20 protein-coding genes are annotated in these 19,882 nt (G+C 42.4%); 13 read left to right on the forward strand and 7 right to left on the reverse strand.

The genetic code is table 11. The features are described from left to right. Nucleotides 1-58 precede the first annotated feature (58 nt). From hemA to hemJ, 9 genes are all read left to right on the forward strand, one after another. Nucleotides 59-1,285, forward strand: a complete 1,227-nt coding sequence (gene hemA, locus HH214_RS13920; RefSeq protein ID WP_169608613.1) for a glutamyl-tRNA reductase — start codon at nt 59-61, stop codon at nt 1,283-1,285. A gap of 202 nt (nt 1,286-1,487) precedes the next feature. Further along, nucleotides 1,488-3,062, forward strand: a complete 1,575-nt coding sequence (hemC, locus tag HH214_RS13925; protein WP_169608614.1) for a hydroxymethylbilane synthase — start codon at nt 1,488-1,490, stop codon at nt 3,060-3,062. Nucleotides 3,063-3,168: 106 nt separating this feature from the next. Next, complete coding sequence (hemB, locus tag HH214_RS13930; protein WP_169608616.1) at nt 3,169-4,140, forward strand: porphobilinogen synthase; 972 nt, start codon at nt 3,169-3,171, stop codon at nt 4,138-4,140. Between the two features lie 160 nt (nt 4,141-4,300). After that, nucleotides 4,301-5,680, forward strand: a complete 1,380-nt coding sequence (hemL, locus tag HH214_RS13935; RefSeq protein WP_169608618.1) for a glutamate-1-semialdehyde 2,1-aminomutase — start codon at nt 4,301-4,303, stop codon at nt 5,678-5,680. A gap of 33 nt (nt 5,681-5,713) precedes the next feature. Further along, nucleotides 5,714-6,583 carry a sensor histidine kinase gene (locus HH214_RS13940; protein ID WP_169608620.1) on the forward strand — a complete coding sequence of 290 codons (870 nt, stop codon included), beginning with the start codon at nt 5,714-5,716 and terminating at the stop codon, nt 6,581-6,583. Between the two features lie 19 nt (nt 6,584-6,602). Further along, nucleotides 6,603-7,307, forward strand: a complete 705-nt coding sequence (locus HH214_RS13945) for a response regulator transcription factor (protein WP_169608622.1) — start codon at nt 6,603-6,605, stop codon at nt 7,305-7,307. Further along, complete coding sequence (locus tag HH214_RS13950; RefSeq protein WP_169608623.1) at nt 7,307-7,834, forward strand: tetratricopeptide repeat protein; 528 nt, start codon at nt 7,307-7,309, stop codon at nt 7,832-7,834. The genes HH214_RS13945 and HH214_RS13950 overlap by 1 nt, the downstream gene beginning before the upstream one ends. Nucleotides 7,835-7,868: 34 nt before the next feature. After that, entirely contained in the window at nt 7,869-8,894 is a 1,026-nt protein-coding gene (gene hemE / locus HH214_RS13955) for a uroporphyrinogen decarboxylase (protein ID WP_169608625.1), read from the forward strand. 42 nt (nt 8,895-8,936) lie between these two features. Then, a complete protein-coding gene (hemJ, locus tag HH214_RS13960; protein WP_169608627.1) occupies nt 8,937-9,476 on the forward strand; it encodes a protoporphyrinogen oxidase HemJ in 540 nt (179 codons plus the stop codon). 63 nt (nt 9,477-9,539) lie between these two features. Here the strand turns inward: hemJ and HH214_RS13965 are convergent, their stop codons facing one another. Beyond that, on the reverse strand, nt 9,540-10,814 hold the full coding sequence (locus HH214_RS13965; protein WP_169608629.1) for a metal-dependent hydrolase family protein: 1,275 nt from the start codon (nt 10,812-10,814) through the stop codon (nt 9,540-9,542). A 113-nt stretch (nt 10,815-10,927) separates the two neighbouring features. Here HH214_RS13965 and HH214_RS13970 point away from each other — a divergent pair, with 113 nt between their 5' ends. From HH214_RS13970 to HH214_RS13985, 4 genes are all read left to right on the forward strand, one after another. Further along, nucleotides 10,928-11,500 carry an RNA polymerase sigma factor gene (locus tag HH214_RS13970; protein WP_315853169.1) on the forward strand — a complete coding sequence of 191 codons (573 nt, stop codon included), beginning with the start codon at nt 10,928-10,930 and terminating at the stop codon, nt 11,498-11,500. Next, nucleotides 11,484-12,260, forward strand: a complete 777-nt coding sequence (locus HH214_RS13975; RefSeq protein WP_169608631.1) for a hypothetical protein — start codon at nt 11,484-11,486, stop codon at nt 12,258-12,260. The genes HH214_RS13970 and HH214_RS13975 overlap by 17 nt, the downstream gene beginning before the upstream one ends. 27 nt (nt 12,261-12,287) lie before the next feature. Further along, nucleotides 12,288-13,151, forward strand: coding sequence for an outer membrane beta-barrel protein (locus HH214_RS13980; RefSeq protein WP_169608633.1), 864 nt, complete (start codon nt 12,288-12,290; stop codon nt 13,149-13,151). Nucleotides 13,152-13,212: 61 nt separating this feature from the next. Next, nucleotides 13,213-14,217 (forward strand): ABC transporter ATP-binding protein, encoded by a 1,005-nt coding sequence (locus HH214_RS13985; protein ID WP_169608635.1) that lies wholly within the window; start codon nt 13,213-13,215, stop codon nt 14,215-14,217. Nucleotides 14,218-14,294: 77 nt separating this feature from the next. On the opposite strand, the gene ilvA is transcribed toward HH214_RS13985, so the two are convergent. The 6 genes from ilvA to HH214_RS14015 form a co-directional block, all read right to left on the reverse strand. Then, nucleotides 14,295-15,545, reverse strand: coding sequence for a threonine ammonia-lyase IlvA (ilvA, locus tag HH214_RS13990; protein ID WP_169608636.1), 1,251 nt, complete (start codon nt 15,543-15,545; stop codon nt 14,295-14,297). 6 nt (nt 15,546-15,551) lie between these two features. After that, nucleotides 15,552-16,718 (reverse strand): 2-isopropylmalate synthase, encoded by a 1,167-nt coding sequence (locus HH214_RS13995; RefSeq protein WP_169608638.1) that lies wholly within the window; start codon nt 16,716-16,718, stop codon nt 15,552-15,554. A gap of 97 nt (nt 16,719-16,815) precedes the next feature. Continuing rightward, nucleotides 16,816-17,574, reverse strand: coding sequence for a class I SAM-dependent methyltransferase (locus HH214_RS14000; RefSeq protein ID WP_169608639.1), 759 nt, complete (start codon nt 17,572-17,574; stop codon nt 16,816-16,818). Between the two features lie 100 nt (nt 17,575-17,674). Next, nucleotides 17,675-18,763, reverse strand: coding sequence for a 3-isopropylmalate dehydrogenase (gene leuB, locus HH214_RS14005; RefSeq protein WP_169611158.1), 1,089 nt, complete (start codon nt 18,761-18,763; stop codon nt 17,675-17,677). Between the two features lie 116 nt (nt 18,764-18,879). Further along, the gene (leuD, locus tag HH214_RS14010; protein ID WP_169608641.1) at nt 18,880-19,470 is read right to left on the reverse strand and encodes a 3-isopropylmalate dehydratase small subunit; all 591 of its coding nucleotides are present in this window, start codon (nt 19,468-19,470) and stop codon (nt 18,880-18,882) included. Between the two features lie 12 nt (nt 19,471-19,482). Beyond that, complete coding sequence (locus HH214_RS14015; protein WP_315853208.1) at nt 19,483-19,854, reverse strand: GxxExxY protein; 372 nt, start codon at nt 19,852-19,854, stop codon at nt 19,483-19,485. Between the last annotated feature and the right edge of the window lie 28 nt (nt 19,855-19,882).

A 19,882-nucleotide genomic window follows, 5' to 3' on the forward strand; every position in this document is an offset into this window, starting at 1 on the left:
GCAATTTCCCATTGCCGTTAATTTTGTGAGATAAAGTTTTGTTAAAAATAAATTCGCTTTGAAGTATCTAAAGGTCATTGCTTTTACGCACAAACAGGTTGAACTGAAAGATTTAGGGAAGTTGGTTATCTGCCAGGAGCATATTACGCCTATACTTGAGCATGTCAAGAAAAGATTTCAAATACCTGAAATGTTTTATCTGGCTACTTGTAACCGGGTAGAATTTGTAATGGCTACTTCAGAAAAGGTTGATAAAGCTTTTGCGCAGGAGTTTTTAAATGCATTAGGTATTGGCTTGTGCCCTTACTACATGAATACCTTTATCGATGCCGCTTCTATATACGAAAACCAGGATGCTTTAAACCACTTACTACGTATTTCCTGCTCGTTGGAAAGTTTAGTAGTGGGAGAAAAGGAGATTTTGGCCCAGGTACGTAAAGCCTACGAAGGCTGCCGTGAAGCTGGCCTTACCGGCGATTATCTGCGTATGGTAATGAGTTGCGTAGTGAAAACAGCTAAAGAAGTTTATACACATACCAATATTTCCCGTCACCCAATATCGGTAGTATCTTTAGCTTACCGCAAGCTGAAAGATTTAAAGCAATGCTCTAACTCACGGGTATTAATTATTGGTGCTGGCGAAACCAACCGCAATATTTCTAAATACCTGCAAAAACATAAGTATTCAAACTTTGCCGTGTTTAACCGTACACTCGCTAATGCCGAAACACTGGCTGCCGATCTGAACGGCGAAGCGTATGATTTGGAAGCTTTGAAAACTTACAACAAAGGTTTTGATGTAATTATTACTTGTACATCAGCTACACAGCCCATTATTACAACTGAGATTTATAAAACTTTATTGAATGGCGAAACCAGCCGCAAAACCATTGTGGATTTAGCAGTTCCAAATGATACGGCTGCCGAGATACTAGAGCAGTTTCCGGTAAATTACATTGAAGTAAATTCATTAAACGAAGTAGCTAAAAAGAATTTGCAAGAACGTTACCATGAGTTGTCGCACGCTGAAAAAATTATAGCTCAAAATACCGACGAGTTTTTGCCAATGTTGAAACAGCGCCGAATTGAAGTAGCTATGCGCCAGGTTCCTGAAAAAATTAAGGAAATCAAAAATACAGCGCTTAATTCTGTTTTTGCCGATGAGGTAAACAGTATGGATGAGCAATCACGCTTGATTCTGGAAAAAGTAATCAACTATATGGAGAAAAAATACATTAGCGTACCTATGATAATGGCTAAAGAGATTTTAATTAATAGTAATTAAAAAGCTGAAGTTGATTGATAATATTTATAAAAGAGACATCTGTATAAGGTGTCTCTTTTTATTTACAAAGCAGGCAAACAGCATTAAAAAACAAGGTTTTATAATGCTGAGGCCGGAAACGTCAAGTAATCATCACATTCACATAAAAATTCTGTAAACCACAGCTTAAAAGCTAAATTTGTGGTGCAAATAATAAGCACCCTTGGACAGAAAAGTTATTATCGGAACCCGTGGCAGTGAATTGGCCTTATGGCAGGCTAATTTCGTAAAAGACAGCTTAGCTGATATTGGCGTAACTGCTGAATTAAAAATTATTAAAACTCAGGGCGACCGTATTCTGAACCTGAGCCTGGACAAATTGGAAGGCAAAGGTTTTTTTACCAAGGAGCTGGAAGAAGAATTATTGGCAGGTACCATAGATTTAGCCGTTCACTCTCATAAAGACTTGCCTACCGAGCATCCGCCGGGACTCATTATCGCAGCAGTTTCAGAGCGGGAAGATCCGTCTGAACTGTTGTTGATTTTGAAGGACTGTGTGGATGTTCGTCAAAAATTATCTGTGAAATTTGGAGGTATTGTAGGTACTTCCTCAAATCGCCGTAAGGCTCAGCTATTATCTTTACGCCCAGATTTAGAGTTGCATGATTTGCGCGGCAACGTACCCACCCGTGTAGGTAAGCTGCGTAGTGAAAATTATGATGCTATTATGCTGGCTAAAGCCGGTGTATCTCGCTTAGGCTTAAACCTGGATGATTTTCATGTAGAAGAATTAAAGCCTACCGAGTTTGTTCCGGCACCGGCTCAAGGTGTACTGGCTATACAAATACGCGAAAAAGATACGCAGCTTTTTAATATATTACAGCAACTACATCACCCTGAAGTAGCGGAAGCCTTAAAGGTGGAGCGTAATGTATTGAAAATGTTTGGTGGTGGTTGCCACATGCCATTGGGCTGTTATTGCCGTAAATACGAAGGCGTTTATCAAGTGTTTACCTCAAAGGCCGACACTGATGAAGATATGCCTGACCGCTTGTTTACTAGCGCCGCTACCACCGAAGGCTTGGCTGAGGCCATAGTGGCTCGTTTTAGCCCCGAGCGTAAATATCCTGCTAAAGTATTTATCTCCCGTGATTTACCAGCTAATAGCTATTTCAGACGTGCGGTACAAAAACATAGTATTGAAGTTGAAGCCCGTTCGCTGATTCGTACCGTTCCTATTATGACCATCCTGAACCCTTACATTTTGCAGGATGTGGATTGGGTATTTTTTACCAGTAAAAACGCTGTAGAGTACTTTTTTGAGTTGAAGCCGCAATTTATCAAACCAGTCAAGTTTGGTGTAATGGGTTCTGGTTCGGAAGATATGTTGCGCCGACATGGCCATTTTCCACAGTTTGTGGGCGAAAGCGTGGATACTGCCGATGTAGCCCGCGAGTTTGCTGGTATTGCCAATGGTTCAACCATTTTATTTCCTGGAGCTGAAAGCCCGATGCGAAGCATTCACAAAGCTTTATCGGCTGATACTAAAATTATAGACCTGCCGGTTTACTCAACTATGCGCGAAGAGTGTGCTTCAGGCACAGCGGCTGATGTGCTGGTGTTTACCAGTCCGTCAAATGCCGAGGCTTATTTCAATGATAACTTGCAGGATAATCATCAAAAAGTAATTGCTATAGGTAAATCAACCGGTAAAAAGCTGGATGAATTAAATATAGAATATACACTGCCTTTCTCGCCCGACGAAGTAGGGCTGGCAGAGGCCGTGTTTGGCCTGTAATAACTTTTGGAAGCCTGTGGTCTGTAGTCGATAGGCCATAGGCTTTTTTATTGTATAGCTCCCCATAGCCTTTCGACTACCGACTATGGGACTACCGTTTATAAAAATGTTACAACGACCCAGAAGAAACAGAAAGAGTGAGGTAATCCGGCAAATGGTGCAGGAAACCTATGTGAGTGCAGCCAACCTGATTTTTCCATTATTTATAGTAGATGGTGAAAATCAGAAAAGTGAAGTTTCTTCTATGCCCGGCATTTATCGTTACTCTGTTGATAACTTGCTGCGTGAGGTGGAAAGCTGTATGAATTTAGGGTTAAAATCGTTCGATTTGTTCCCGAATATTGACGAATCATTAAAAGATAAATACGCTACCGAAAGTTACCGAGAAGAAAGCTTGTATTTACGGGCTATACGTGAGGTGAAAAAAGAGTTTCCGGAAGCTTGCGTGATTACCGACGTAGCAATGGACCCTTACAGCAGTGAAGGCCATGACGGGATTGTAGAAAACGGCGAAATCCTGAATGATGCTACCTTAGATGTATTAGGCAAAATGGCATTAGCTCACGCTCGTGCTGGTGCCGATATTATTGCCCCATCAGATATGATGGATGGTCGGGTAGGCTACATCCGGCAGGTACTGGACGATCATGGTTATAGTGGGGTATCTATCATGTCATATTCTGCCAAATATGCCAGTGCCTTTTACGGCCCGTTCCGTGATGCACTGAACTCAGCACCTAAGTTTGGTGATAAAAAAACATACCAGATGAACCCGGCCAACCAACGTGAAGCTTTAATAGAAGCTGATTTGGATGAGCAGGAAGGCGCAGATTTCTTGATGGTGAAGCCAGCGTTACCTTACCTGGATGTGATCAAACTACTCAAAGATAATACGGAGCTACCTATTGCCGCCTATAACGTAAGCGGCGAATATGCTATGATTAAAGCGGCTATACAAAAAGGCTGGTTAAATGAGCAGCGCGCCATTACTGAAGTGCTTACCAGTATTCGTAGGGCTGGTGCTACCGCTATTTTAACTTACCATGCCAAAGAGGTATTGTTAAACAAATGGCTATAGCAGAGTCAGGAATCAAGAGTATAGAATAAAGATAATATAAGCAATATAACACGTCATTGCGAGGAACGAAGCAATCTTTGCACATTCAAATATCGAATGTTTCTATTTAGATAGAAATTTATATTGATGATACATTGAAGTAAGTGAAACTCAAACAAAAATGTCAGAAAAAAATCAAGATACTAAACCAGATATCAGCAGGGCAAAATCAGCCGAATTGTATGCGAAAGCTAAAACCTTTTTTCCGGGTGGGGTAAACTCGCCGGTAAGGGCATTTAAATCGGTTTACGGTACACCACTATTTATTCAAAAAGGTGATGGCCCATACTTGTGGGATGCTGATAATAACCAGTTTATTGATTTTTGCTGCTCGTGGGGGCCACTTATTTTAGGTCACAACCATCCGCATATTCGGGAAAAGGTAACTGAAGTCATGCAAAATGGCATGTCGTTCGGTGCGCCAACTGCTCTAGAAAATGAACTGGCAGAACTGATTTTATCAAACAATCCGTTTATCGAGAAAATACGTTTTGTTAGCTCGGGTACCGAAGCGGTAATGTCGGCTATACGGTTGGCTCGTGGTTATACCAAACGCGATAAAATATTGAAGTTTGAAGGTTGCTATCATGGCCATGTGGATGCTTTGTTGGTAAAAGCCGGTTCCGGTTTGGTTACCTTTGGCGAAACATCATCAGCCGGTGTACCCAAAGCTTTTGCTGACGAGACTATAGTCGTATCATTGAACGATAAAGAAGCGGTAGCTAAAGCTTTTGAAGAATTTAAAGATCAGATTGCCGCTATTATTATTGAACCGGTACCTGCCAACAATGGCTTGCTGCTTCAACAGCCTGAGTTTTTACAATATCTGCGTGATATTTGTACAGAAAACGGTACCCTGCTTATTTTTGATGAAGTAATATCCGGCTTCCGGGTAAGCTTTACCGGAGCAGCCGGGCACTACCAAATTAAGCCCGACATTATTACCTATGGTAAAATTATTGGTGGTGGCTTGCCAGTAGGTGCTTATGGTGCTTCAGCCGAAATTATGGGTAACATTTCGCCCGAAGGGCCCGTTTACCAAGCAGGTACGCTTTCGGGCAATCCGGTGGCTATGGCAGCTGGTATAGCTCAACTATCAGAATTATTAAAGCCTGATTTTTATACCGAGCTCAATCAAAAAACAGCAACGTTTGTAAACGATATTAAACAGTTTATAGCTGACCGAAGCTACCCAGTTCAGGTATTTCAAATTGGTTCCATCTTTTGGTTTGCCTTTACCGAGCAGCAAGCCATTCGCCGGGCTGATGAAATTGATCCGCAAAGTATGGACAAGTTTAAACTGATGCACCAAGAACTACTGAACCGTGGTGTGTACGTTGGGCCATCGGGCTATGAGGTGGGCTTTGTATCAGCTACGCATACGCCAGCTGTGTTAGATAAAGCTAAGCAAGCTATATTGGATAGTTTAGATGTCGTATTTGCATCATTCAAGGCTACTCCGCAAAACAGCGTAGTGCCTGAAAACGATTTTAGAGAATAAAGGAAACACTCTTTTTAAGATACAGCAGCGGTTATGAAAAAACCATTTGTTATTTTCTATGCGCTAATCACGTATGCACTCACCGAACTAGTTTGGTGGGGGTATATGCTGGTAAGGCTACAGCCCGACCGTACCGGGATGATTATGGGCGAAGGCTCCATTTTCATATTCGTATTATTAGGTGGCGCTTACCTGTTTCATCGTGCCCTGAATAAAGAAAGGCGGTTGCAAAACCAAAAGAAAAACTTTTTGCTTTCGGTTACTCATGAATTGAAATCGCCATTGGCTTCTATCAAGCTTTACCTGGAAACTATTCAGAAAAGGGAGCTGAACCGGGCACAGACCATGAATTTTGTAGGCAAAATGTTACTGGATGTTGACCGGCTGAACGATATGGTAGAAAACATGTTGCTGGCTTCTAAAATTGAAAACCAGTCCTATACTTTCCCCAAACAAGAATTTTGCTTATCAGTGCTGGTGGATAGTGTAGTGAATCGTTTACAGATCAACAAGTGCGATTTAAACCAGCAACTCATTAACGCCGAAATTGAACCCAAGATTGAGGTAACCGGCGATAAGTTCGCTTTAACTTCGGTAGTAACTAACCTGATTGAGAATGCCGTTAAGTATTCCAAACCCTGCGAAACGGTAGATGTAAAGCTATTTGCCAAAGGCGATAAAGTGTACTTGCAGGTGGCCGATCATGGCATTGGTATAGCGGATGATGAAAAAAGCCGTATTTTTGAGCGGTTTTACCGTGTAGGAAGTGAAGAAACCCGTAACACAAAAGGCACCGGTTTAGGTTTATACATTGTAAAACAAGTTTTGGATGCACACCAGGCTATTATCAATGTACGTGATAACAGGCCAACAGGTAGTGTATTCGAAGTGATTTTTGGTTAACCTGTTTCAACAAACCTATATGTCAAAAAAACGGATTTTATTGGCTGAAGATGAAGAACATCTACTCGAAGCCATCAAACTTAACCTGGAGCTGGAAGGTTACAAAGTAACCACGGCCAACAATGGTAAAAAAGCGTTACAGATTTTTAAAGAAGAGCGCTTTAACCTCATTATACTGGACGTAATGATGCCTGAGGTAGATGGCTTTGTGGTGGCCGAAACTATTCGTCTGGAAAATTCGGACGTGCCAATCATGTTCCTGACCGCTAAAAACACTAACGAGGATAAAATTCAGGGCTTGAAAAAAGGTGCTGATGATTATTTGACTAAACCTTTCAACTTGGAAGAGCTGATATTGCGTGTTAACAATCTGGTAAAACGCGGTTTGAAAGGCGACGACCTGAAAGAGTTTAACAGCTATAAAATAGGCGATAAAACTATTCACTTTAACTCGTTTGAAGTGATACAGGATGATGGTACCGTTACGCCGCTTACCAAAAAAGAAACTATGCTGCTGAAGCTGTTAATTGAACGCCGTAACGAGGCTGTATCGCGCGAGCAGATTTTAGAAACCGTTTGGAATTATGACGTTTATCCCTCAACCCGTACTATTGATAATTTTATTCTGACTTTCCGCAAATACTTTGAGCCTGATCCTAAAAACCCAGTGTACTTTCATTCCATTCGTGGGGTAGGTTATAAGTTTACTGATAATCAGCATTAATGTTTACCAATAAAGTCCGGTTAATTGTTGTAGGTCTGTTTGTGTTACTGTTGCTGTTTTTCGTGTACCAGCAAACGTATGAACTAGCTGCCGTAACCGCTTTATTTGCCGGCGTATTGCTTTGGGGTTATTTCAAAGAAGGTCCCATTATTTTGGCTGCAAAGCAGTTTCATATTAAAAACTACATAAAGGCTGAAGAGTTATTACGGCAAATAAAAAAGCCAGAATGGCTAAGTAAAAGCCGCCGTGGCTTTTATGAGTTTATGCTGGGCGGCATCTATCTGCAAAAGCAGGAGTTTGAGCAAGCCGAACATCATTATGAACTGGCTGCCGAATACCCATTGCGTTCAGGTAATGATCATGTAGCGGCTTTGGTACATATCGTGAACTTGAATATTCGTTTAGGTAACCATACCAAGGCTGAGCAGTATTTGCAACGGGCCTTACAAAATGAAGCAAAAGCAACCGCTAAAATGAAAACTATTATTAGCCGTTTGCAGGATGAACTGAATACACACAAATCATAAACAAGGCAGGCTGCGAAGCTATGCCCCTTACATAATGAACAACGATTTATTTTTAAAAGCCGCATTTTCACAGAAGACTGAACGCCCACCTGTATGGATGATGCGTCAGGCAGGCCGCTTTATGCCGCAGTACTGGGAAATTAAAAACAAGTACTCTTTTTTGGAAATGTGCAAAACACCGGAGATAGCTGCCGATGTAACTATGTTGCCGGTTGATTTGCTGGACATTGATGCTGCCATTTTATTTTCAGATATTTTGGTAACTGGTGAAGCTATGGGAGGCGATTTAAGCTTTACCCAGGGTGTAGGCCCTAAGTTTGCCAACCCGGTACGTAGCCAAGCTGACATTGACGCTCTGGAAACGGATGTCGCTGACCGGTTACAATATGTAGCTGATGCTATTAAAGTAATCCAGCAACGCCTGAATGGTAAAATTCCGCTAATTGGTTTTGCCGGTGCACCATTTACTGTAATGAGTTATTTGGTTGAAGGTGGCTCTTCGCGCGATTTTAAGTTAACTAAGCTCATGCTGCACAATGAGCCTGAAATGGCACATCAGCTGCTGGCTAAAATTGCTAAAGTAACAGCCGATTACCTCAACCTGCAAATAGCGGCTGGTGTAAACGCTGTTCAGATTTTTGATAGCTGGGCACAAGCTTTATCATGGGATGATTACCGGGAGTTCTCACACCGCTACATTGCCGAAATTATTAGTAACCTGAATCGTAAAGATATTCCGGTAATTTCATTTTGTAAAGGCAGTTCGGTATTTGCACCGATGATGGCCGAAGCCGAACCTGACGTCATCTCGATCGACTGGAACGTGGATTTACTGGATATGAAAAAACGCTTGCCGCAAGGTATAGCCGTACAAGGTAACTTAGATCCGCATATATTGTACACTGATAAGCGGGTGATTAAAGATCGCATTTATCGCCTGTTTGATCGTATGAAGGATGAGGCCGGTTTTATCTTTAACCTAGGTCACGGTATTATGCCTGATATTCCATTTGATAACGTGAAGTACGCGATAGACGTAATTAAAGAATTTAAATACTAATAAGAACAAAGACTCGCCTCGCAACAACAGGATTCAAATAGGATGTATAACTATATAAAAGCCATACACATCATTTTTGTAGTCAGCTGGATGGCGGGGCTGTTTTATTTAGTACGCTTATTTATTTACCACACTGAAGCGCAGGAAAAACCTGAAGCGGAACGTAAAATACTTTCGGCTCAATTTGAGATCATGGAGCGTAAGCTCATGAATATCATTACTACGCCGGCTATGGTGCTTACCTTGCTGGCTGGTATAGGTATGGTGTGGATAGCTCCTTATTGGTTACAGCAAAGCTGGTTGATGGTAAAGCTTTGCTTTGTAGTGGGCTTGGTGGCTTACCATTCCATTTGCCAGAGTAAAATGGAGCAAATGCGTAAAGGTGTTTATACCTGGAGCTCTACCCAACTGCGTTTGTGGAACGAAGTAGCTACTATATTTCTGTTCGCTATCGTTTTTTTAGCAGTACTAAAAAACGCTATCGACTGGATTTATGGGCTAGTAGGATTAGTCGCTTTCTCTGTTATCATCATGATGATAGTAAAAATTTATAAGCGATACAGAGTGCGTAACGAAGCTTAATATATAGGGTATAAATCAATTCCGTGCTTAGGTGCTGATTTATACCCTATATATTCAATAGTTTTACTCTTTTACTACAACGCCATCTTTCATTACTACTTTCACAGCTTTTACAGCTTTAATATCTTCTGCGGGGTTTCCTTCTACTGCTATTAAGTCGGCCAGGTAATTCGCTTTGATGCTACCCAAGTTCTTTAAACCAAATACTTCAGCATTAATAGCTGTAGCTGATTGCAGTACATCTATTGGTTTCATCCCATAATCTACCATCAACAGCATTTCGCGCGCGTTATCACCATGCGGGAATACGCCCACATCACCACCCATACAAATAGTTACGCCGGCTTTAAGCGCATTAGCAAAACTGATACGTTTGTTTTTTAAGCGTTCGGGCTCAGGGTCGATGCCTTTTTTATAACCGGCATACATGCTGGTAGCTTCGCCAGCAGCTAGGGTAGGGCATAAGGCTACATGGTGTTCTTTCATCAGCTTAAATACTTCGGGCGTACCGCTGTCACCATGTTCAATAGTGGTTACACCAGCTAAGGTTGCCCGACGCATACCTTCGGCTGTGCTGGAGTGTACCGCTACAATACGGCCACTACTGCTTGCTACTTGTACGGCTAGTTTTAATTCATCTAAAGTAAAAGTAGGAGCGGCAGTACCGTTAGCTCCCCAACGGTAATCGGCATATAATTTTACTACATCAGCCCCATGGCCAATTTGCGAGCGGATAGCATGTGTTAATCCATCTATCCCGTCGGCTTCTTCGGCTCCTTGTGGCAGTACCATTTCGGCTACTGTACTTTTGGGGCCATAGCTGCCTGTAGCCACAATAGCGCGGGTAGCTGCCATAATACGCGGGCCGGGTACAATTCCTTTATTAATAGCTATTTTCAAACCCACATCATCATAAGCAGCGCCTTCAGTACCTAAATCACGTACGGTGGTAAAGCCTGCAATCAGGGTTTTGCGGGCGTGTACCACAGCTCGGGCAGTACGTTCGGCACGGCTTTCGGTTAATACTTGGTCGTTCCAGCTGGTTTCATTGTAAGGGTGTAGAAACAGGTGCGAGTGCCCTTCAATCATCCCTGGCATCAAAGTGGTGCCTTTCAGTTCCATAACTTTGGCGGTAGATGGGGCTTGTATCTCAATACTTGGCCCAACTGCCTGAATACGGTTGCCATGTACCAGCACCCACCAGCCATTGTGCATTTCATGGCCATCAAAAACACGGTCGGGTTTTAATAAAATATAAGTATCAGTTGATTGCTGTTGAGCGAAAAGGGTAGTTAGGGTAAATAAGGTTAAGGCAAAAAGGAGTACAGGTTTTTTCATCGTGCCTAAATATAAAGCATCAGTACGCATACTAAACCATTATCTTTATCTGTCACAAAATTTTTTTATAAACCCGTGCAACCATTTACGAAGATGTATCATCTACCTGTTAAATGATGTTTTTTAAGCATACATATTCAACCGAAACCCTGATTGAGCGTTGTAAAGCAGCCGACCGTAAGGCGCAGGAACTGTTGTACAAGCAATTTGCGGCTAAAATGCTGGCAGTTTGCATGCGTTACACCGCTCACAGGGCAGAAGCGGAAGATATGTTGCAGGTAGGTTTTATTAAAGTTTTTCAAAAGCTGGAACATTATAGAGGAGAAGGCAGTTTTGAAGGCTGGATGCGCCGCATTATGGTACATACGTCTATTGAACACTATCGTAAGTATCATAAAAATATGCAGATAGTGGATATAGAAGAAAGTGGATATGAACAATCTGTTAACCCTATAGCGGCGGCTAATCTGGAAGCTAAAGATTTATTGCTGTTAATACAGCAATTACCTGATGGTTACCGTATGGTATTTAACCTGTATGCTATTGAAGGCTATTCGCATCGGGAGATTGCCGAAATAGCAGGGATTACTGAAGGTGCATCAAAATCACAATTATCCAGAGCACGGACTATGTTAAAACAAAAAATTGAACAACAGGAGGGCAAGCCTTATGAATATGCAGGATGATGAATTAGATGAGCTGTTCCGTTCGGGACTAACGGGAATGCAGGTAGAGCCCTCAGCCAAGGTTTGGCAAAATATTAGTACCAAACTTGATGGTCAGCACAAAAAGCAAGGGATGCCTTGGTTAAATATAGCCGCCAGTATATTGGTGGTGCTTACCGCTGGTATATGGTTTGTGGTAAAACAGCCCAACTCACAACAAAATCAGGTAAACAGGCATTATGCGGCACAACCTAAAGCTGCAACAAACACAGGTAGTTCGGTTTTATCACCGTTGCATTCGGTGGCCAAAGGCGTTAAACAACCACTAATTATAGCCGCTAATAAATTAGCTGTAAACCATAAAAAGTATTTAAAGCAATTAATGGGTAAAAAGGTGATTACCGTAGTTAAGCCATTAACAGCAGTAAAGGAAAGTCAACCAGCAGAGTTATTAGCAGCTAACTATATAGCAGCTGAAAAACCAGTAGTTATTATTACTCCTGTTTTACCCGAAGCGCCGCTGGTTGCTAAAACTATAACCGAAGAGGCACCGGTATTTAAGCCGGTTGATGTAACAGTTACCGGACCAGCAATGGTACACCAGTCTGAAAAGAAAGTGCATAAGCATAGCATCCGCAGCCTGGGTGATGTTATTAACGTGCTGGTATCACAAGTTGATAAACGTGAAGACAAGATCATCGAGTTTACCGATACGGACGATGACCATGCCGATATTACCGGAATCAATCTCGGCATTATTAAAGTAAAAAAAGAAAAATAAATATACTTCTCTAAATACAATCCTGATATGAAAAGATACTTACTTACTGCCCTGGTATGGGCAACGGCTACCGGCGTGTTTGCACAAAATACACGTACTGATACATTGAAGACCAGAACAGATACGGTGGTGAAATCGAGCACGGATACGGTAATTGTTAAAACTAAAAGAAAAGGGTTTAAGTTTACCTTTGCCACAGGTGATGAAGCCCGTAAAATAGCAGCAAACCGCCATGATACTACAAAGATTAAAGAAGTATCAAAAGCGCCCGGCTTTTCCTGGGGGTTAACCTTTGCCCGGTTTGATTTGGGGTTGACTACCTTGATTGACAATGGCAGCTTTAATTTATCGCCACAAAATAACTTTCTGCGTTACCGTTCTTGGAAATCCAGCAATGTAGGGTTTGATTTGATACAGGTAGGCTACCGTTTCAACAGCGCCTTCCGCATTTATTTATCAGGTGGTTTAGATTGGACACACATCCGTTTGCGTGAAAACATTACCATACTGGAAGATCAGCCTGTGCTGACTTACCGGCAAGACAATATCAACTACAGCAAAAACCGGTTTACCTCAAGCTATATCCGTATTCCATTAACCTTCGACTGGCGCAGCCATGATGATAACAGCGGCAGGCGCTATCACATTGATGGTGGAGCTGATATTGGCATTCTGTACAATGGCCGGGTTAAGCAGGTTAGTGATGAAAACGGCAAAGAGAAGTTTAATGATGATTACCATTTTACCAAACTACGTTATGGCGTATTTGCCCGGGTAGGCTATGGTTTTACCGGTCTGTTTGCCAAATACTATTTTAATGATGTGTTTCAGGATAGCCCGGCGCAAAAAGGTTTAAAAAACCTTTCGTTTGGCTTAACCTTTGGCTTTTAAACTGTTTACCTAGTGTTATACCACAAAGGCAGCCTTTGTGCTTTTATGTATCTTTGCAGCAATGCCAAGTTCTAATTCATTTTTGCAAGTTAAAGCGGTAAGTAAAATCTACCCGGGTGCACAGCAATCCGGTGTTAAAAAAGCTTATTTAAACGTACAAGCTGGTAAAATTACAGCTATTATAGGTCAAAGCGGCAGTGGCAAAAGTACCTTGTTACGCCTGCTGTATGGTTTACTAAGCCCTGATGAAGGGCAAGTGTTATTTAAAGGCGAACGCATTTGGGGGCCTGAAGAAAAGCTGATACCCGGCCATGATGCCATGAAAATGGTAACTCAGCATACCGACGACCTGAACCCATATGCTAAAGTTTGGGATAACGTAGCCGTGTTGCTGCCCAACACCAACATAAAAGGAAAGCAGGAAAAAACAGAGCAGGTATTGCGTCAATTGAATATGTTTCACTTGGCCAACAAGCGTGTGGCTGATTTAAGTGGCGGTGAGAAGCAACGTGTAGCTATTGCACGTGCCTTGGTTACTCAACCAGAAGTATTATTGCTGGATGAACCCTTCAACCAAGTTGATACTACCTTTCGAGATGGTTTACAGCAGGACATTAGGCATATTGTAAAGCAAACAGGCTTAACCGTTATTATTGTATCACATGACCCAGCCGAGGTATTATCAATGGCCGATGAATTGGTGGTGTTAAAGGATGGCGAAATTTTAGAGGCTGGTATGCCTAAAGTATTGTACCAGAAACCACAAAACTTGTACACGGCCCGTCTGCTCACTAGCTGCAATGTACTACATCGCGAAGAAGCACGTGTGTTAGGGATTAAAGCACAGAAAGAGCAGATTGTGATTTATCCTGAATGGGCAGAACCATCAAGCAGCGGCCAAAATATTGACTGGGCTGTTAAAGAAATTTTGTTCAAAGGCGCTTATGAAGATGTTCATTTAGAATATGGCCCTGTCGAGTTGCATGTATATAATTACGATCCAGGGAAATACGACCATTACAGCCATGTACATGTGAATGTACGCCAGTATTTAGAGTTTGATTAAAGTAGAACTTAGAATCAAGAGTATAGACTTTGTAAAACAGGTTTTAATAAAGTCTATACTCTTGATTCTATATATTCTTATACCAGGTACTCAAACAAGGTTTGATCGCGGTTTACTTCAATCACATCGAAGCGGTGAGCTTCCATGCGCTGGCGCAAAGCCGGGTAATCATCGGCCGATTTGAGTTCGATACCTACCAAAGCAGGTCCGCGTTCACGTTCGGTTTTTTTGATGAACTCGAAACGGGTAATATCATCATGCGGGCCTAAAACGTTATTCACAAATAATTTCAGCGCACCTGGGCGTTGCGGGAAACGAACGATGAAGTAATGCTTCAATCCTTCGTACAATAGCGATTGCTCCTTGATTTCGCCCATGCGGTCGATATCATTATTGCCGCCGCTAATTACACAAACTACTTTTTTACCCCGAATTTGCCCTTTACATAAATCTAAAGCCGCTACTGATAGCGCACCTGCAGGTTCAACTACAATAGCATCTTCGTTGTAAAGTTTTAAAATGGTGGAGCATACTTTGCCTTCGGGCACTAAAAGCATATTGTCTAGCACCTCGCAACAAATCTGATAAGTAAGATGGCCAACCCGTTTTACGGCAGCTCCATCTACAAACCGATTAATTTGCGAAAGAGTGTAAGGCTGCCCTCGGCGTATGGCTTCAATCATAGATGGGGCACCTTCAGGCTCTACGCCAATAAGCTTCACTTGTGGGTTTTGCTGCTTAAAATAGCTGCCTGTACCGGCTGCCAAACCACCGCCGCCTACGGGCATAATTACCACTTCGGCATCCGGCAGGTCTTCCAGTATTTCAATACCTACGGTACCCTGACCTTCCATAATGCGGTAATCATCAAACGGCGGGATGAAGGTCATTTCGTTAGCTTCGGTATAAGCCAAAGCTTCCTGCAAACAATCATCAAAGGTATCGCCGGTTAAAACAATTTCTACATTACCATTACCGAACATTTCAGTCTGCTTTACCTTTTGCTTAGGCGTAATTTCAGGCATAAAAATTACACCTTTAATATTCAGCCGCCTGCACGAAAAGGCAACGCCTTGGGCATGGTTGCCTGCACTGGCACATACCACACCTTTGGCCAGTTGTTCACTACTAAGCTGGCTAATCATGTTGTAGGCACCGCGCAGCTTGTAGGAGCGTACTACCTGCAAATCTTCACGCTTCAGGTAAACCTCGCAGTTGTATTTATCTGAAAGACCCTGGTTAAATTCCAGTGGTGTACGGCGCACTATGGGTTTCAGGCGTTCATAGGCTGATGCAAAATCGAGCTGGGTTTTGGTTGAGCTATCCATCAGTAATTATTCTTTAACCAAGCGGTAAGCTACTAAACCCAGCAGGTCATCGTCATTAATATTTAATTTGCTATCGGCCAGAATCAGGAACTGCTGATACACAGTAGCCAGTTCGTCTTTACCTAACTGATGGCCTAAACGATCTAAATGGTATTTCAAAGCGTGGCGACCGCTACGTGCGGTAAGCACAATGCTGGCGCTTGGGAAGCCTACATCTTCCGGACGAATAATCTCATAGTTCTCACGGTTCTTCAAAAAGCCATCCTGGTGGATGCCTGAACTATGAGCAAAAGCATTGCTACCGACAATAGCTTTATTAGGCTGCACCGGCATACGCATCTGGGTACTGATGGTACGGCTTAGTTCATAAAAGCTTTTCGTATTAATGTTGGTGTATAAACCCATGCTCTGATGCGTTTTCAGAATCATCACTACTTCTTCAATTGAAGTATTGCCTGCACGTTCGCCAATGCCATTAATGGTGCCTTCAATTTGGCGGGCACCGTTTTGTAAGCCTGCAATAGAATTGGCTGTTGCCAAGCCCAGGTCATTATGGCAGTGTACCGATATAATGGCTTGGTCAATGTTTTTAACATTTTCTTTCAAGAAACGTATTTTGCTGCCGTATTGGTCGGGCAGGCAGTAGCCGTTGGTGTCGGGTATGTTTACTACAGTTGCCCCGGCGGCAATAACTGCCTCCACCATTTTAGCCAGATATTCAATATCTGCACGGCCAGCATCTTCTGCATAAAACTCAACATCTTCAACAAACCGTTTAGCATACTTTACGGCCTCAGTAGCACGTTCCAGTATTTCTTCGCGTGTGCTGTTAAATTTATGCTTGATGTGCATATCTGATGCACCAATGCCGGTATGAATGCGCGGGCGCTTAGCATACTTTAAAGCTTCGGCAGCGGCATCAATATCCCCTTTATTGGCGCGGGTAAGTGCACAAACCGTTGGGTTATTTACAGCCTTCGCTATTTCTACCACACTTTGAAAATCACCGGGACTGGAAACCGGAAATCCGGCTTCAATAATATCAACACCCAGCCCTTCCAGCTCGCGTGCAATTTCTATTTTTTCAGGCGTGGTTAGTTGGCAGCCCGGTACCTGCTCACCATCGCGCAGTGTAGTGTCAAATACATAAACCCGGTTTGGATCGTGTAACATAGTTCTTATATGAGTTACGGGTGTGTGTTGCGGGTTGCGGGAGAAGAGTAATTGATAGTAAATTGTGTTATTTTACTCGCAACCCGCAACCAATAACTTACAACTCCTTTATTGCTATAAATCTTAATCTTTTATAATCAGCGTACCATTGTCCGTTTTCGTTGTAAGCGGGTTCTAGTAGGCTGGTAATTTCTTGCAGCATTTGCTGCTGCTCTTGTTCTGGAATGCCGCTAAAATATTGCGAACCGAACATCTTAATCCATTTAGCTACACCCTGGTTGCCGTCTTGTAAAGGCGTTTTGCGGTCAAAGTGTGCAGCAAAGGTTACACGGAAACCGTGTTGCTCCAGGCGGCTGGTATATTCACCCAAAGAAGGAAAGTACCAAATTTGTGTTTTAACCTGTTCTGCATAGCCATGTTGTTGCAGTACCTGTTGTGTGGCTGTAATAAGTTGTTGTACGTTGCCCTTACCACCCATTTCGGCCACAAAGCGACCTCCTGGCTTCAAGGCTTGGTAAACAGATTGCATTAAACCATCTTGGTTATGAATCCAATGCAGGGCCGCGTTCGAAAAAATGGCATTAAAAGGTTCGTCTACCTTAAAGTTGCTGGCATCTGTTACCGCAAAATCTACATTGGGGTAATTAGCTTTAGCTTGTGCAATCATTTCGGGCGAGTAATCAGTACCCTGAACTTCAGCACCCTGGCTTTGAATTTGCTGTGTTAAATAACCTGTACCGCAACCAATATCCAGTATGCGTTCACCAGGTTTGGCATTCAGCAGTTCCAGCACATTTTCTCCAAATTGGAAAACGAAGGCATGCTTATCATCATAAAGTTCTGCGTTCCATTTCATTTATTATGGTTTTATATGTTTGGGGTTGATTGTGCTGATTACTTACTGTGCTAATTTAATTTCATCGCCATTGCCTGCTTATTCACAGACAATTATGCGTTTAATTCTTTGCTGATTTAGACAAATACTCCAGTACTTTCTGCCCCATAGCATCAGTGCCTAGTATTTTGCTTTTCTCCGTATGGATATCTGCAATGTCGCCGGTACGGTAACCATCTTTCAACGTTTGGTCGATAGCTGAAGTAATGCGTTGCGCCTCTTCTTTCAAGCCAAAGCTGATTTCCAGCATTAATGCCACAGATAAGATAGAAGCCAATGGGTTTGCCTTATTCTGTCCGGCAATATCATGTGCCGAGCCATGAATAGGCTCAAAAAAGCCGGTACCATCACCTATAGAAGCAGAAGCCAGCATCCCCATAGAACCTGCAATTTGTGAAGCTTCGTCAGTTAAAATATCACCAAATAAGTTGGCAGTTAATACCACATCAAACTTTTTCGGGTTTTTAACCAGCTGCATAGCGGCATTGTCGATGAACATATGTTCGGTTTCTACATCAGGGTATTGTTGGGCTAGTTCCTGTACCACTTCGCGCCATAAGCGGGAAGCTTCCAGCACGTTGGCTTTATCTACCGAGCAAAGGCGTTTGTTACGGGAGCGGGCAGCTTCAAAAGCTTTGGTCGCGATACGTTCTACCTCATAACGATGATAAATCATCAGGTCGGATGCGGTATTACGATCATCGCTGCGTTTCTTTTCACCGAAATATACATCACCGGTCAGCTCGCGGAAAAACAGAATGTCGGTGCCACGCAATACTTCAGGTTTCAAGCTCGAAGCATCCAGCAGTTCATCAAACAGCATGATAGGCCGCAAATTGGCATATAAGCCTAGTTCTTTACGGATTTTTAGCAAACCCTGTTCCGGTCGTACTTTAGCTGATGGATCATTGTCATACTTTGCATGTCCTACCGCACCAAACAAGATAGCATCGCAAGCTTTGGCTTTGGTCAGCGTTTCATCAGGTAGTGGATTGCCGGTAGCTTCAATAGCCACGTGGCCCATTAAAGCTTCATCAAAGGTGAACTTATGTCCGTACTCGGTACCTATTTGTTCCAGCACAGCTTTGCCCCAGGTGGTTACCTCGGGGCCAATGCCATCTCCCGGAATTACTAATATGTGTTTTTTTATAGCCATTTTAAAATAAATCCCATCATTGCGAGCGATAGTGTGGCAATCTCTGCGGAAGCATAAACGTTAGCCTATTACCGCAGAGATTGCTTCGTTCCTCGCAATGACGCGTTTGGTTATCTACTGTGTTCAAACTCTTCTACCTGCTCACGGTTGCTCAGGATATAATCAATATCATCATACCCGTTAATGAGGCAAGCTTTTTTGTAAGGATTAATTTCAAAGCTTTCCTGTTCGCCAGTACTTACAATTTTGATAAATTGGTTTTCCAAGTCCACCTCTACTTGAGCGTGCGTATCCTGGTAAACGGTATCAAATATTTTCTTTAAAAACTCGTCGCTTACCTGTATGGGCAGCAAACCGTTGTTTAAAGCGTTGCCTTTAAAAATATCAGCAAAAAAACTACTGACTACAGCATCAAAGCCGTAATCGGAAATAGCCCAAGCAGCGTGCTCGCGACTGCTACCACAGCCAAAGTTTTTACCAGCTACCAGTAATTTACCGGAATAGGTAGGATGATTCAGTACAAAATCAGGTTTCGGATTATCGTTTTCGTCAAAACGCCAATCGCGAAACAAGTTGTTGCCAAAACCCTCGCGGGTAGTGGCTTTTAAAAACCGCGCCGGAATAATCTGGTCGGTATCAATATTTTCAATCGGCAGGGGTACTACCGAAGTTTGTAAGTGTTTAAATATTTTGGTTGCCATGGTGATCAGAATTTACTGAATTTTAGAATGAGCTGAATTTATATTAAAATAATATTTAGGATTAAATACAAGTTTGTATTGTAAGCTTTGACCGCCAAAATTGATTAATAAGCCAGCTGGATAATCATAAGCTACGGTATAGTTTTTAGCTTGTGCCAAGTGTACATCTTCCAAGTTAATCAATGCTTTCAATTCTATAATCAATCTGTTGTCAATCACAAAATCGGCTCTTCGCGTTCCTACTGCTATGCCAGCATAAAATATAGTTTGTTCTTGCTCTCTTAAATATGTTATACCTGCCTTAGTTAATTCAATAGCTAAACATCTTTGATAGATTACTTCCTGAAAGCCATTTCCTAAAGTGTATGTACTTTCATGGCGCAGCCTATTATACTATATGTTAGCTCATCCC

Origin of the sequence: Mucilaginibacter robiniae (assembly GCF_012849215.1) — a bacterium.
Lineage (GTDB): Bacteria > Bacteroidota > Bacteroidia > Sphingobacteriales > Sphingobacteriaceae > Mucilaginibacter > Mucilaginibacter robiniae.